At 75.0% G+C, this 13277-nt stretch carries 15 protein-coding genes; 5 read left to right on the top strand and 10 right to left on the bottom strand.

Annotated features, from left to right (window positions below; all coding sequences use genetic code 11):
• Positions 1-85 precede the first annotated feature (85 nt).
• The 3 genes from ACY0MR_RS28300 to ACY0MR_RS28290 form a co-directional block, all read right to left on the bottom strand.
• The gene (locus tag ACY0MR_RS28300) at positions 86-1069 is read right to left on the bottom strand and encodes a helix-turn-helix transcriptional regulator (protein WP_388804269.1); all 984 of its coding nucleotides are present in this window, start codon (positions 1067-1069) and stop codon (positions 86-88) included.
• Between the two features lie 355 nt (positions 1070-1424).
• Positions 1425-2699: a glycosyltransferase gene (locus ACY0MR_RS28295; RefSeq protein WP_388804266.1), complete on the bottom strand. Its 1275-nt coding sequence runs from the start codon at positions 2697-2699 to the stop codon at positions 1425-1427.
• A 380-nt stretch (positions 2700-3079) separates the two neighbouring features.
• Positions 3080-3682: a LysM peptidoglycan-binding domain-containing protein gene (locus ACY0MR_RS28290; RefSeq protein ID WP_361862007.1), complete on the bottom strand. Its 603-nt coding sequence runs from the start codon at positions 3680-3682 to the stop codon at positions 3080-3082.
• Positions 3683-3942: 260 nt separating this feature from the next.
• Here ACY0MR_RS28290 and ACY0MR_RS28285 point away from each other — a divergent pair, with 260 nt between their 5' ends.
• Together ACY0MR_RS28285 and ACY0MR_RS28280 are read left to right on the top strand one after the other, a co-directional pair.
• The gene (locus tag ACY0MR_RS28285) at positions 3943-4725 is read left to right on the top strand and encodes a hypothetical protein (RefSeq protein WP_361862009.1); all 783 of its coding nucleotides are present in this window, start codon (positions 3943-3945) and stop codon (positions 4723-4725) included.
• A gap of 215 nt (positions 4726-4940) precedes the next feature.
• A complete protein-coding gene (locus ACY0MR_RS28280) occupies positions 4941-5237 on the top strand; it encodes a hypothetical protein (protein ID WP_388804261.1) in 297 nt (98 codons plus the stop codon).
• Positions 5238-5325: 88 nt separating this feature from the next.
• Here the strand turns inward: ACY0MR_RS28280 and der are convergent, their stop codons facing one another.
• The 6 genes from der to ACY0MR_RS28250 all read right to left on the bottom strand — a co-directional run bounded on the left by der (position 5326) and on the right by ACY0MR_RS28250 (position 10403).
• Positions 5326-6774, bottom strand: a complete 1449-nt coding sequence (gene der / locus ACY0MR_RS28275; protein ID WP_388804258.1) for a ribosome biogenesis GTPase Der — start codon at positions 6772-6774, stop codon at positions 5326-5328.
• Positions 6775-6844: 70 nt separating this feature from the next.
• Positions 6845-7432 (bottom strand): lysophospholipid acyltransferase family protein, encoded by a 588-nt coding sequence (locus tag ACY0MR_RS28270; protein WP_388804728.1) that lies wholly within the window; start codon positions 7430-7432, stop codon positions 6845-6847.
• Between the two features lie 53 nt (positions 7433-7485).
• Positions 7486-8160, bottom strand: coding sequence for a (d)CMP kinase (cmk, locus tag ACY0MR_RS28265; protein WP_361862018.1), 675 nt, complete (start codon positions 8158-8160; stop codon positions 7486-7488).
• A 212-nt stretch (positions 8161-8372) separates the two neighbouring features.
• Positions 8373-9461 (bottom strand): prephenate dehydrogenase, encoded by a 1089-nt coding sequence (locus tag ACY0MR_RS28260; RefSeq protein ID WP_388804255.1) that lies wholly within the window; start codon positions 9459-9461, stop codon positions 8373-8375.
• Positions 9458-9820 carry a chorismate mutase gene (gene aroH, locus ACY0MR_RS28255; protein WP_361858376.1) on the bottom strand — a complete coding sequence of 121 codons (363 nt, stop codon included), beginning with the start codon at positions 9818-9820 and terminating at the stop codon, positions 9458-9460. The genes ACY0MR_RS28260 and aroH overlap by 4 nt, the downstream gene beginning before the upstream one ends.
• 136 nt (positions 9821-9956) lie before the next feature.
• The gene (locus tag ACY0MR_RS28250) at positions 9957-10403 is read right to left on the bottom strand and encodes a YidB family protein (protein WP_473556080.1); all 447 of its coding nucleotides are present in this window, start codon (positions 10401-10403) and stop codon (positions 9957-9959) included.
• Positions 10404-10513: 110 nt separating this feature from the next.
• On the opposite strand from ACY0MR_RS28250, the gene ACY0MR_RS28245 reads away from it, so the two are divergent.
• The 3 genes from ACY0MR_RS28245 to ACY0MR_RS28235 all read left to right on the top strand — a co-directional run bounded on the left by ACY0MR_RS28245 (position 10514) and on the right by ACY0MR_RS28235 (position 12476).
• On the top strand, positions 10514-10849 hold the full coding sequence (locus ACY0MR_RS28245) for a DUF952 domain-containing protein (RefSeq protein ID WP_361858370.1): 336 nt from the start codon (positions 10514-10516) through the stop codon (positions 10847-10849).
• 44 nt (positions 10850-10893) lie between these two features.
• Positions 10894-11391 carry a Rieske (2Fe-2S) protein gene (locus tag ACY0MR_RS28240; RefSeq protein WP_473556077.1) on the top strand — a complete coding sequence of 166 codons (498 nt, stop codon included), beginning with the start codon at positions 10894-10896 and terminating at the stop codon, positions 11389-11391.
• A 389-nt stretch (positions 11392-11780) separates the two neighbouring features.
• Entirely contained in the window at positions 11781-12476 is a 696-nt protein-coding gene (locus ACY0MR_RS28235; protein ID WP_388804245.1) for a nucleotidyltransferase domain-containing protein, read from the top strand.
• Positions 12477-12517: 41 nt separating this feature from the next.
• Here the strand turns inward: ACY0MR_RS28235 and ACY0MR_RS28230 are convergent, their stop codons facing one another.
• Positions 12518-13276, bottom strand: coding sequence for a nucleotidyltransferase domain-containing protein (locus ACY0MR_RS28230; protein ID WP_473556074.1), 759 nt, complete (start codon positions 13274-13276; stop codon positions 12518-12520).
• Between the last annotated feature and the right edge of the window lies 1 nt (position 13277).

Raw genomic sequence — 13277 nt, 5'->3', positions numbered from 1 at the left:
GGTAATTCGGCTCTTCCGGCTCCGCCCGTCCCGAATTGTCTCGGCGACGCGCACGCGAGCCGCCCACTCTTCCCTTACACCATGCTTACGCGTCCGCGGGAGCCCCGGCCGACCGGTCGAGGGAGCGGGACAGCAGGTCCCTGAGCGCCCGCACCCGGTCGACCAGCTCCGGCGGATCGAGCACCTCGAACTCGAAGCCGATCAAGGACACGTGGATCACCATCACGTCGAGGCTGTGCGCCCCGGTCCGCAGCAGGCAGGCGTCGGGCCCGTCCGCCGTCAGGACGCCGTCGGCCGCACCGACGGCCGCGGCCGCCTCCGCGAGCGGCACGTGCAGCCGGATCGTCGCCTCGGTCGTGTACGCCGCGGTGGACACGCCCTTCGCCACGTAGGCGGCGAGGTCCTCGGCGGGCGGCTCGCGGGGCGGGAAGCGGGGCCCGTGCGGCGGGGTCGGCACGATCCGGTCGGCGCGGAAGGTGCGCCAGTCGTCCCGGTCCACGTCCCAGGCGACCAGGTACCAGCGTCGCTCGCTGCACACCAGCCGGTGCGGCTCGACGTTCCTGCGGGTGCTCGCCCCGCCGTGGTCCCGGTACTCGAAGCGCAGCCGCTCGCCGTCCCGGCAGGCGTGGGCGAGCTCGGTGAGGACGGCCGGGTCGATCCGCTCGCGCGGGGTGCGGAGCATCGGGACGGTGAAGGCGTTCAGGGCGCTCACCCGGCGGCGCAGCCGCCCCGGGAGCACCTGCTCCAGCTTGGCCAGGGCGCGGACCGAGCTCTCGCCGATCCCCTCGACGCCCTGCCCCGCGGCGGCCCGGAGGCCGACGGCGACCGCGACGGCCTCCTCGTCGTCGAGGAGCAGCGGCGGGAGCTCGGCCCCGGCGCCCAGCTGGTAGCCGCCGCCCGTCCCGGGACTGGCGTTCACCGGATAGCCGAGCTCGCGGAGCCGGTCCACGTCCCGCCGTACGGTCCGGGGCGTGACCCCGAGGCGGTCGGCGAGATCGGCACCGGACCACTCGCGGTGGGCCTGGAGCAGCGAGAGCAGACGCAAGAGCCGTGCTGAGGTCTCCAACATGGACGCGAGTCTGCCAGCCCTCGCGGACGAGTTCTGTCCTCGATGAACGGACGGCGGACGACCGGGCCGCGCACGCACAGGCGGGGGCCGGGCCGCGCACGCACAGGCAGGACGCCGGCCCCGCACAGCACAGGCAGGACGCCGGGCCGCGTACGGACGCCCGGTGGACGACCGCGCCGCCCCGGAGCACGCGGCGGGGTCGGCCCGGACGCCGACGAACGGCGGGGGTCGGCCCGCGGCCGTGCGGGCCGGGCACCGGCCGTACCCGGAGGGCGCCGGCCCCACCCGGAGGACGCCTGGCGTACCGCGCGGGCGCCGGCCGCGGGAGGCGCGGACCGTGCGAGCGCGGCCCCGGTCAGCGGAAGCGGCGGACCAGCCGGCCGATCCGGGCCTTCAGGTCGTAGACCGCGTCGATCGCACGGCCGGTCGCGGTGTGCAGCGCCGTCCGGCCCTGCCCGTGGGTGCGGCGGCCCGCGCCCCGCTCCACGAGGTCCGCCCACAGCGCCTCGTGCCGGGCGGCGATCCGGGCCGGGTCGAACCGCTCGGACGCGTCCAGCGCCGCCCGGGCCGCCCTGGCCCGCAGCTCGTCGTCCTCGACCAGTCGGCGCAGCGCCCGCGCGAACGCCGCCGTGTCGTCGACCGGTACGAGGAAGCCGTCGACCCCGTCCTCGATGATCTCGCCCGGCCCGTGCGGGCAGTCGGTGGAGACCACCGGGAGACCACAGCGCATCGCCTCGACGATGGTCATGCCGAAGGACTCCCGCTGCGAGGTCACCGCGGCGATCGAGCCCTTGGCCAGTTCCGGTTCCAGCGGGTTCGCCGACCCCATGAGGAAGACCTGCCCGGTGAGCCCCCGCTCCTCGATCTGCCGGGTCAGCGGCCCCTTCAGGTTCTGCGCGGCGTCCCCGCTGCCGTAGATCCGCAGCCTCCAGTCGGGGTGGTCCGCCGCGACCTCGGCGAAGGCGTCGATCAGCAGGTCGTACCGCTTCACCCGGGTGAGCCGCCCCGCCGCGACGACGGTCCGCACCGCGGGGTCGGCGGGCGGCACCGGGGGCGCGGGCACGCTGTTGGGCACGGACTCGACGCGTACGCCGGGCAGCCGCAGCCGCCGGTAGGCGCGGGCGTCCGCCTCGGTGACGGTGGTGACGGCGTCCAGGAGCGCGTACTCGTGGCCGATGTCGCGGCGGAGCCGGAAGGTGTGGCCGTCGAGGATCAGGTGCTCCTGTCCCACGAGGACCGGCCCCCGCCGGGCCTGCCGGACGAGCTGCACGTTCAGCCCGGGGCGGGTGCCGACCAGGACGTCGGCCTCGACGCCGCGCAGGTGCTCCCCGATCCGGGCGTCGGTGAGGGCGCTGTACTGCTTCCAGCGGCCGTCGCCGCGCGGGAAGACCTCGGCGGGGCGGTGGAAGTCGGGGTGGTCGCCGTCGTATCCGGGACTGTCCTTGCGGACGTCGACGAGGTGGCGCAGGGTCACCCCGGCGGGCAGGCCGAGGAAGGGGCGGTCGCGGTGGCGGAACACCGAGACGATCTCGACCTCGTGACGCCTCGCCAGTTCCTCGGCGAGGGTGAACGTCGTCCGGATCGTGCCGCCGTAGTGGTAGCCGTTGTGGAGCAGAAAGGAGATACGCATCGCGCTGCCGGTTCCCCCCGGTCAGTTGATCGGTCGACCGACTGTAACGCCGGTCGAGGGGGCGCCGTTCGCGGGCGGTGACCGGGAAGGTTCACGGGCGGTGACCGGTCCGGGGCGCGGTCGCGCGGTTCCTCGACCCCACGCCCTGACCGAGCCGGCCCCGGCGATCCTGTCAACCGGCCACGCGCAGAGGGGTGTTCCGGGCCGCGGCCGGCCGTCCGCCCGCGCGCCGTGCGGGGCCGCCACGGCCTCCCGGAGCCCCCGCACGGCCGGACCCCGCCCCGGCCGCCGCGCGGCGGCCAAAGCGGGCGGCGCGGCCGCCGTCCCGCCCGGGCCGCGACGGCACCTCGTGTCCGGCGAGGGGGCCGCCCCGACCCTCCTCAGAGAGGGGCGATCCGCAGCATCGTCCCGACGACGACCCGGTTCGGATCGGGGCCGATGAGGGCCCGGTTCGCCTGGTAGAGCGCCTGCCAGCCGCCCTTGATCGCGAAACGGCGGGCGATCGAGCTGAGGGTGTCCCCCCGCTGGACGGTGTGGACGCGTCCGCTCAGCCCGTACCGCTTGGAGCAGACCGGCCAGGCTCCCCACCCCTGGGTGCGGAGCACCTCCTCGGCGACGGCGATCTGCTGGGCCCGGGTCGCCAGGTCGGCGCGCGGCGCGTACCGCAGTCCGCCGTGCTCGACCCAGGTCGGGTGCCAGAACTGGAGGCCTCCGTAGAAGCCGTTCCCGGTGTTGGTGTGCCAGTCGCCGCTGCTCTCGCACTCGGCGACGCACCCCCAGGGCCACTGGTCGCGGGCGCAGGGGTAGGCGGGCACGGCGGCGGACGCCCGCAGCCCCTCCGACACGTCACGGAGCACGGCGGACGTGTTCCGGGGCCCGTCCAGCACGTCCCGGGCCTGGGCGGGTGCCGGGGCCAGGGCCAGCAGCGCGGCGGCGGACGCCGCCACGAGCGAGCCCGTCGTCCAAAATCGGATCTTCGACATCGAGGCAGGCTAGGCAGCGGCCCGGCGCCCCCGGCCCGTGCCGCGCGGAACACCGTTCACACCCCACCCGGTCGGAGTCACCCGCCGTCGCGCCCTCCCCGCGCCGTCCGCCCGGCCCGCCCGCGACCGGTTCCGCACGGGCCGGCGGCAAGTTGCCCCGGTTCCACGCGTGACCCCGGCCGAGCCTGACCCGTTGAACTCGTCATGAGACGACCGGGAACGGCCCGGCGTCCCCCCGTACCGAGTCCAGGGAGCCCCCCGTGCCGCGCATGCTCGACGTCAGCGAGGACGTACGCGCCGAGATCGGCGACGAAGAAGCGGACCGGCTGCTCGCCGGCGACAACGCCCCGGGCAGCTACGACTGCACGTCCTGCCGCACGCCGGGGGACTCCGACCAGGAGCGCACCAGCACGGTGCTGTTCGTCGGCGACGAGACCGCGGTCCTCGCGTTCGCCCACGCCACCTGCATCCCGTCGCAGGTCGTCCGGGTCGCCGAGGAGCAGCTGCAGGGCGCCGTCGCCTCCATCACGGCCTCGGACACCGCCGACGCGCTGTCCGCCGCCCACCCCGAGCAGGCCGTGCTCGGGGTCACCAGCGGTCTCGTCCTGATCCAGGGCGAGCTGCACCCGGCCCTCGTCGTGGAGCCGACCGCGCCGGTGGCCCGTCCGGGTTCGGACGGCCTCACCGACGAGTTCCTGCCGCTCCTGGCCGACCAGGGCTTCCACCGGGTCGTGACGCTCGACGAGAAGCCGGCGGCGCTGCCGGGCTGGTCGGTCCTGGTGGCCATGGGCCAGCTGCACTCCGTCCTCCAGCCGGGCCCCGGCGGCGCCGGGCAGGCCGCCTGGTGGCAGGCCCACCAGCCGCTCCAGGTCACCGAGGGCTGGCGCGCGGCGGCCAACAAGTCGCACACGGTGCTGGTCTTCGCCGCCCCGGTCGGCTCGATCGGCCAGCAGCCGCGCGAGGACCTGCTGCGCGACGCCCTGGAGAAGGCCGCCGCGAACGGGCGCCTGGTCGCCGCCGCGATGCCGCTGGCCGGCACCTGATGGAGGGCCGCCGGCCGGGCATGGGGTGGGCGCGGGTCCACGGCGTGCCGGCGGGGCCGACGGGCTCCGGCGGCCCCGGGGCCCCGACCGTGCCGCGTCCCCGGCGGGCCCCCCTTTCGGAGAGCCGCCCGCATCCGACGGGCGGCGGGGTCGTTGGCACCTACGTGCACGCATACGACCCCTTCCTCCAGCCGTATCCGAGTCCGATCCCGTCGATGCGCCCTGCGCAGGACGTCACGGCGGGGGCCTCGCCCACGCCGATCTACGACGCCCTGTACTCGGAGTACCTCAGGACGTTCCGCACGCTGCCGGGTGACCGCAGCGGCGAGGAGGACCTCACGTTCCGGGCGTTCGGTACGGCGGTGAGCACGGGGGTGTACGGGCAGGGCCAGGGCCACGGGCAGGGCCACCGGTACGGGACGGCGTATCCGCAGGCCTGGTCCGCGCCGTACCCGCCCGCCCCCGCCCACACCCAGGCGGCGCTGCCTCCCGGTCCCCGGCGGGGCGTCTAGCGCGGAGGACGCACCGGGGGGGTACACGGCGGAGGGCCGGGGCGCGATCGCCCCGGCCCTCCGCCGTCTCCCGGCCCGACGACCGGGCCTACTTCTTGCGGCCGCGCTTCTCGCGCACGCGCACCGAGATGTGGAGCGGGGTGCCCTCGAAGCCGAACTCCTCGCGGAGGCGGCGCTCGATGAAGCGGCGGTAGCCGGCCTCCAGGAAGCCGGAGGCGAAGAGCACGAAGCGGGGCGGCTTGGTGCCGGCCTGCGTGCCGAAGAGGATGCGGGGCTGCTTGCCGCCGCGGATCGGGTGCGGGTGCGCCGCGACGATCTCCCCGAGGAAGGCGTTGAGCCGGCCGGTGGGGACGCGGGTCTCCCAGCCGGCGAGGGCGGTCTCGATGGCCGGGACCAGCTTCTCCATGTGGCGGCCGGTCTTGGCGGAGACGTTGACGCGGGGCGCCCAGGCGACCTGCTGCATCTCCGTCTCGATCTCGCGCTCCAGGTAGTAGCGGCGCTCCTCGTCGAGCTCGTCCCACTTGTTGTAGGCGATGACGATGGCGCGGCCCGACTCGACCGCCATCGTGATGATGCGCTGGTCCTGGACCGAGATCTTGTCGGTGGTGTCGATGAGGATGACGGCCACCTCGGCCTTCTCGACGGCGGCGGCCGTCCGCAGGGAGGCGTAGTAGTCCGCGCCCTCCTGGAGGTGGACCTTCTTGCGGATGCCCGCGGTGTCGACGAACTTCCACGTCACGCCGCCGAGCTCGATCAGCTCGTCGACCGGGTCGCGGGTGGTGCCGGCCAGCTCGTTGACGACGACGCGGTCCTCCCCCGCCACCTTGTTGAGCAGCGAGGACTTGCCGACGTTCGGGCGGCCGATGAGGGCGATGCGGCGGGGGCCGCCGACGGTGTTGCCGAAGCGCTGCTCGGGGGCCTCCGGCAGCTTCTTCAGGACCTCGTCGAGGAGGTCGCCGGTGCCGCGGCCGTGCAGCGAGGAGACCGGGAACGGCTCGCCGAGGCCCAGGGACCACAGCGTGGCGGCGTCGGCCTCGCCGGACTGTCCGTCGACCTTGTTGGCGGCGAGGACGACCGGCTTCCCGGCGCGGCGCAGCAGCTTGACGACGGCCTCGTCGGTGTCGGTGGCGCCGACGGTGGCGTCCACGACGAAGAGGCAGGCGTCGGCGGCCTCGATGGCGAACTCGGCCTGGGCGGCGACGGAGGCGTCGATGCCGAGGACGTCCTGCTCCCAGCCGCCGGTGTCGACGACCTTGAAGCGGCGCCCGGCCCATTCGGCCTCGTAGGTGACGCGGTCGCGGGTGACGCCCGGCTTGTCCTCGACGACGGCCTCGCGGCGGCCGATGATGCGGTTCACCAGGGTCGACTTGCCGACGTTCGGACGGCCGACGACGGCGAGGACGGGAAGCGGGCCGTGGCCGGCCTCCTCGATCGCGCCCTCGACCTCTTCGGCGTCGAAGCCTTCTTCGGAGGCGAGCTCCATGAACTCCGCGTACTCGGCGTCGCCAAGTGCCCCGTGGTCGTGCTGGTCGTTCATGAAGTCCGTTCCTTGATCATTCGTGGTCGGTGGGTCCCCGGGCCGCGGGGCCCACTACTGAAAGTCTCGCTCAGCGCCCCGTGAGGCGCCTGGCGTTTTCCAGGTGGTCGGTGAGCTTCCCCTGGATCCGTACGGTGGCCTCGTCGAGCGCCTTGCGCGTGCGGCGGCCGGAGCCGTCACCCGCGTCGAAGGCGTCGCCGAAGACGACGTCGACGCGGCCGCGCAGCGGAGGCAGTGCCTTGACCAACCGTCCGCGGCGCTCGGTGCTTCCCAGCACGGCCACCGGGACGATGGGCGCGCCGCTGCGGACGGCGAAGTACGCCAGGCCCGAGCGGAGCGAGGCGAAGTCGCCCTCTCCCCTGGTGCCCTCGGGGAAGATCCCGAGGACTCCGCCCTGCTCCAGGACGCCCAGGGCGTTGCCTATCGCGGTGCGGTCGGTGCTGTCGCGGTCCACCTTGACCTGCCCGATGCCCTCCAGGAAGCTGCCGAGCGGGCCGACGAACGCCTCCTTCTTGATGAGGAAGTGCACGGGCCGCGGTGCGGTGCCCATGAGCATGGGGCCGTCGATGTTGTGCGCGTGGTTGACGGCGAAGATCGCGGGGCCGGAGGCCGGCACCCGCCAGGCGCCGAGCACGCGCGGCTTCCAGAAGCCGTACATCAGCCCGATCCCGATGCGTCTGCCGACGGCGGCGCCCCTCTCCGAGGGCAGCGTCACTTGGCGGCTCCGCGCTTCTCGTCCACCAGGGTGACGACGCACTCGATGACCTGGTCGAGGGTGAGCTCGGTGGTGTCGACCTCGACGGCGTCGCCGGCCTTGGCGAGCGGCGAGGTCTTCCGGCTGGAGTCGGCGGCGTCCCGCTTGACCAGGGCCTCCTTGGTGGCCTGCACGTCGACGCCCTTGAGCTCGCCGGAGCGGCGGGCGGCGCGGGCCTCGGGCGAGGCGGTGAGGAAGATCTTGAGGTCGGCGTCGGGCAGGACGGTGGTGCCGATGTCCCGGCCCTCGACGACGATGCCGTGCTCGGCGCCGCGGGCGATGGACCGCTGGAGCTCGGTGATGAGGCTCCGCACCTCGGGGACGGCGCTGACGGCGCTGACCTTGGAGGTGACCTCGTCGGTCCGGATGGGTCCGGCCGCGTCGAGGCCGTCGACGGTGATCGTGGGCCGCGCCGGGTCGGTGCCGGAGACGATCACGGGCTTGGCGGCGGCGTTGGCGACGGCCTCGGCGTCGTGGACGTCCACGCCGTTGCTGATCATCCACCAGGTGATCGCCCGGTACTGGGCACCGGTGTCGAGGTAGCTCAGACCCAGCTTGGCGGCGACCGCCTTCGAGGTGCTGGACTTGCCCGTGCCGGAGGGCCCGTCGATGGCGACGATCACGGATTCCACGGTGGGAACACCTTCCTGGGGTGAGTGGCGGGCCCGGCGGAGTGCGGGGGACCCCCACAAGGTTACCGAGTCCCCGGCACCCGTTCGGCCCCGCCCGCGGGGGCGGTCCCGCCCGGCGGCCCCGCCCGCCCCGCGGGTCCCGCCCGTCGCGGGCGGGCGTGCGGGGCCGGGCGGGCGGCACGCGCGGGCGTGCGGGGCCGGCGGGTGCCGCGTCAGCTCGTCCGCAGGGCCCAGCCCCGCTCCTGCAGGGCCGCGCCGAGCACGGGCGCCGCCGAGGGCTCCACCATGAGCTGGACGAGACCCGCCTGCTGGCCCGTCGCGTGCTCGATGCGGACGTCCTCGATGTTGACCCCGGCGCGGCCCGCGTCGGCGAAGATCCGGGCCAGCTCGCCCGGCTGGTCGCTGATGAGGACGGCGACCGTCTCGTAGGCGGTGGGCGCCGCGCCGTGCTTGCCGGGGACGCGGGAGCGGCCGGCGTTGCCGCGGCGCAGCACGTCCTCGACGCCCGAGGCGCCGTCCCGCCGCTTGTCCTCGTCGGCGGACTGCAGGGAGCGCAGGGCGCGGACGGTCTCGTCGAGGTCGGCGGCGACCCCGGAGAGGACGTCGGCCACGGGGCCCGGGTTGGCGGAGAGGATCTCGACCCACATGCGGGGGTCGGAGGCCGCGATCCGGGTGACGTCCCGGATGCCCTGCCCGCACAGGCGGACGGCCGACTCGTCGGCCTCCTCCAGGCGCGCGGCGACCATGGACGAGACGAGCTGCGGGGTGTGGGAGACCAGGGCGACCGCGCGGTCGTGGGCGTCGGCGTCCATGACGACGGGCACGGCCCGGCACAGCGCCACGAGCTCCAGGGCCAGGTTGAGGACCTCGGTGTCGGTGTCCCGGGTCGGGGTGAGCACCCAGGGGCGTCCCTCGAAGAGGTCGGCGGTCGCGGCGAGCGGGCCCGAGCGCTCCTTGCCCGACATGGGGTGCGATCCGATGTACGCGGAGAGGTCGAGGCCCAGGGCCCGCAGCTCGCGCTGGGGGCCGCCCTTGACGCTCGCCACGTCCAGGTAGCCGCGGCCGAGCCCGGCGGCGAGGGCCTCGGCGAGGGTGGCCGCCACGTGCGCCGGGGGCACGGCGACGATGACGAGGTCCACGGGGCCCTCGGGCGCCTCGTCGGTGCCGGCGCCGAGCGCGGCGGCCGTGCTGGCCCGCGCCGGGTCGTGGTCGCGCAGGTGGACGGTCACGCCGCGGCCCGCGAGCGCGATCGCGGCGGAGGTGCCGATCAGTCCGGTGCCGATGACGAGGGCTGTTCTCACGGGGCGATGTCCTTGCGCAGAGCGGCCGCGGCGCCGAGGTAGACGTGCGCGATCCGGGACTTGGGGAGGTCGGTCTCGACGTGGGCGAGGAGGCGGACGACCCGCGGCATCGCGCCCTCGATGTCGAGCTCCTGCGCGCAGAGCAGGGGGACGTCGACGATGCCGGTGCGGCGGGCCGCCGCGGCGGGGAAGTCGCTGTGGAGGTCGGGGGTGGCCGTGAACCAGATGCTGATGAGGTCGTCGGCGTCGAGTCCGTTCCGTTCGAGGACGGCGGTGAGCAGTTCTTCGACCTGCTCGCTCATGTGCCCGGCCTCGTCCCGCTCCAGCTGGACGGCTCCTCGGACCGCTCGTACCGCCACGTCGTGCTCCTTCGCCTGCGTCAGTGCTCCGTTCAGCCTAGTCAGCGGCCGGACGGCGTGCCGGGGCGCCCGCCCTCCGAGACGGAGGGCGGGCGCCCGTGGGCGTGTCCGGGGCCGCCGGGGCGCCGGGACGCCGTCAGAGCCGCTGCTCGCGGATGATGTCCTCCAGCGAGCCCTGGGGCACGGAGCCCGTCGGGGTCAGCTTGTCGACGGCCTGCGGAAGCGACCGGGCGATCTCGTCGGCGGCCTCCTGGGTGCTGACGCCGGCGTCCTGGGCGACCTTCTGCAGGGTCTCGTCGGGGAGGGCCTCGGCGATCTGGGCGCCGCTGACGGACTGGTTCTCGCCGGTGCCGACCCAGGAGCGGGTCTGGTCGGTGAGGCCCGACTTGGTGAGCATGTCGAGGAGCCCGCCGAGCGGGTTGGACGCACCGCCCGCGCCGCCGCCCTGCGCGCCGCCCTGGCCGCCGGCGAGTGCGCCGATCAGGGAGCCGAGGATGCTGCCGCCGGCTCCGCCGCTCTGCCCGCCGCTTCCGCCGCCGCCGAGGAGGCTTCCGAGGAGACTGCCGAGGTCGTTTCCCGCCATGGTCCTGCCTTTCGTCCGGTTCGGAACAGCCTCAATGTCACCCGAACCGGTATGTTCCGCCACTCGGGGTAGGGGCCGGGCCGGTGGTCCCGCGCGGTAGAACTGTCGGCATGCTGCTGCACGTCGTACCGCTGGCCGACTGGTCCGCCGCCCCCGATGCCCCGTACGCCCCGCCGTCCCTCGCCGCCGAGGGCTTCGTCCACTGCTCGCCCGACGAGGCGGCCGCCCTCGTCATCGCCGACACCCGCTACCGGGACGTGCCGGGCCCGCTCCTGGTCCTGGTGATCGACGAGGGGCGGCTGGCCGCGGAGGTCCGCCGGGAGGGTGCGGGGGCGACGCTCTTCCCCCATGTGTACGGGCCGATCGAGCGGGAGGCGGTGACCGCGGTGCTGGAGGTGCGGCGGGACGCGGACGGCCGTGCGAGGGAGCTGACGGCCCGGGCGTAGGCGTGTTGCCGGGCCCCGCGGTGCCGCGGCGCCAAGGTGGCCGTATGACTTCACGCCTCACCCACCCGACCTCACTCGCCACGAGCCGCCGTGCCGTCCTGGTCGCCGCGGCGGCCCTGACGGCGGGCTGCGGCTCGGACGACGGAGGCGACGGCGGTACGGCCACCGACGCCCCGGCCACCCCCGACGGGACGGCGGGCACGAGCGCGCCGGCCGCGCCGAGCACGCCCGCCGGCGCCAGCGCCTCCCCCGCAGGCGAGCGCCTGGCCGCGACGGCCGACATCCCGGTGGGCGGCGGCAAGGTCTTCGCCGCGGAGAAGGTGGTCGTCACCCAGCCCACGGCCGGTGAATTCAAGGCGTTCTCCGCCGTCTGCACCCACCAGGGCTGCCTGGTGAACAAGGTCGCGGACGGCACCATCGACTGCCCCTGTCACGGCTCCCGGTTCAGCGTCACGGACGCCGCGGTGGTGACGGGACCGGCGACGCGCCCGCTGCCGCCGGAGCGGATCACCGTCTCGGGGGACTCGATCACCCTGGCGTAGGCCCGCGCCGCCCGCCGGGGGCGGGCCGGACGGCGAGGGGACGAGCCGGGCGGCGGGGGCGGGGGCGGGGGCGGGGCCGACGGGAGTACGGACCGGCCCGCGTCCCCGTACCGACCGGCCCGCATCCCGTACCGACCGGCCCGCGTCCCCGTGCCGACCGGCCCGCATCCCGTACCGACCGGCCCGCATCCCGTACCGACCGGCCCGCGTCCCCGTGCCGACCGGCCCGCGTCCCCGTGCCGACCGGTGCCTGCCGGCCCGCATCCCCCGCGGATCCGGCCCCCGCCACCGGACCCCCCATGACCCGTCCAGGCCCCACTCCGGGCCCGCACCACCCGCCCCGTCCCCCTGACAGAGCCCTGTCACGGCCCTGACGTAGCCTGACCGGCATGACTCCGGACGAGCTGGTGCGCGAGCACACGATCTACTCCTGTGTGATGGGCTCGCGCGCCTTCGGTCTCGCGACCGAGGGCAGCGACACGGACGTCCGGGGCGTGTACCTCGCCCCGACGCCGCTGTTCTGGCACTTCGACAAGCCCCCCGCGCACGTGGAGGGACCCGGCGAGGAGCAGTTCAGCTGGGAGCTGGAGCGCTTCTGCGAGCTGGCCCTGCGCAACAACCCGAACGTCCTGGAGTGCCTCCACTCCCCCGTGGTCGAGCACGTCGACGACCTCGGCCGCGAACTGCTCTCGCTCCGCGAGGCCTTCCTCTCCCGGCAGGCCCACCAGACCTTCGTCCGCTACGCCGGCGGGCAGCGCCGCAAGCTCGACGCGGACGTCCGCCAGTACGGCCACCCGCGCTGGAAGCACGCCATGCACCTGCTGCGGCTGCTGACGAGCTGCCGGGACCTGTTGCGCTCGGGCGAGCTGCGGATCGACGTCGGCGAGGACCGCGAGCGCCTCCTCGCGGTCAAGCGCGGCGAGGTGGCCTGGAGCGAGGTCGAGTCCTGGATGAACCGCCTCCAGGAGGAGGCCGACCACGCCCTCGACGCGACCCCGCTCCCGGCGGCGCCGGACCACGCGCGCGTGCAGGACTTCCTGATCCGCGCGCGCCGCGCCTCCGCGACGGCCGAGCTCCGGGCCTAGGGGACGTCGTTCGACGACAGGGCCTGGCCCGGCGCCCGGCCCTACGGCGCGGCCGTCCTCGCCCGGACGACCAGGTCGTGCAGCAGGGCGTGGGCCCGTTCCGACGTCTCCACCAGGGCCGACGCGGCCTGCGCCTCGTCCAGGACGGCGTGCAGGGCCTCGGTCTCGGCCCGTACGTCCTCGACCGCCGCCTCCGCGAGCCCGTGTTCCGCGGCCGCCTTCGCCGCGACGAGGTCGGGCAGCCGGGCGGGTGCCTCGGCGACCTCCCCGGCCAGGGTCGGCAGGTGCGCCTGCACCTCGCCCGACCGCATGAGGTGGATGCCGGTCAGCAGCGCCCGGTAGGTGTAGAGCAGCGGCTTGAGTTCACCGCTGCGCTCGAAGAGCCGCCACTGCGTGCCGGCGAACCCCCGGTAGTGGTGGGCGTGGTGGGAGGTGAGGACCTCGGGCACCAGCGCGACCAGCTCCGCGTGCGTCTCCGTGGTGTGCGCGACGAGCGGGGAGGTGAGCTGCTCCAGGACGTAGCCGTTGCGGCGCAGCATCAGCCGGGCGAACTTCCGCAGGTCGTGGGTGACCAGGTCCATCTCGACGCCGTCCCGGTCCCACATCCGGCTGCGGGTCTCCTCGGGCTCGCGCAGCCCGACCAGCGCCTCCACCGGCAGCAGGTGCGCGCCGCGCAGGTCCACGTCCGAGTCGCGGGACGGGAAGCCGTACAGGTGCGCGCCGGAGACGGTCGCGAAGAGCAGGGGGTCGGGCTGTTCGGCGACGACGGCCGAGAGATCCAGGTCCAGGGTGAGCGTCATG

Source organism: Streptomyces sp. JN8 (assembly GCF_055808075.1).
This window is presented reverse-complemented; position numbering and strand designations above follow the sequence as displayed.

Bases quoted from the DNA above. Each gene is read 5' to 3' on its own strand.
- ACY0MR_RS28250 (WP_473556080.1), bottom strand. From the start codon at position 10,403: ATGGCGGGAAACGACCTCGGCAGTCTCCTCGGAAGCCTCCTCGGCGGC.
- ACY0MR_RS28235 (WP_388804245.1), top strand. From the start codon at position 11,781: ATGACTCCGGACGAGCTGGTGCGCGAGCACACGATCTACTCCTGTGTG.
- ACY0MR_RS28240 (WP_473556077.1), top strand. From the start codon at position 10,894: ATGACTTCACGCCTCACCCACCCGACCTCACTCGCCACGAGCCGCCGT.
- ACY0MR_RS28230 (WP_473556074.1), bottom strand. From the start codon at position 13,276: ATGACGCTCACCCTGGACCTGGATCTCTCGGCCGTCGTCGCCGAACAG.
- ACY0MR_RS28280 (WP_388804261.1), top strand. From the start codon at position 4,941: ATGCGCCCTGCGCAGGACGTCACGGCGGGGGCCTCGCCCACGCCGATC.
- ACY0MR_RS28270 (WP_388804728.1), bottom strand. From the start codon at position 7,432: ATGTACGGCTTCTGGAAGCCGCGCGTGCTCGGCGCCTGGCGGGTGCCG.
- der (WP_388804258.1), bottom strand. From the start codon at position 6,774: ATGAACGACCAGCACGACCACGGGGCACTTGGCGACGCCGAGTACGCG.
- ACY0MR_RS28290 (WP_361862007.1), bottom strand. From the start codon at position 3,682: ATGTCGAAGATCCGATTTTGGACGACGGGCTCGCTCGTGGCGGCGTCC.
- ACY0MR_RS28295 (WP_388804266.1), bottom strand. From the start codon at position 2,699: ATGCGTATCTCCTTTCTGCTCCACAACGGCTACCACTACGGCGGCACG.
- ACY0MR_RS28300 (WP_388804269.1), bottom strand. From the start codon at position 1,069: ATGTTGGAGACCTCAGCACGGCTCTTGCGTCTGCTCTCGCTGCTCCAG.
- ACY0MR_RS28245 (WP_361858370.1), top strand. From the start codon at position 10,514: ATGCTGCTGCACGTCGTACCGCTGGCCGACTGGTCCGCCGCCCCCGAT.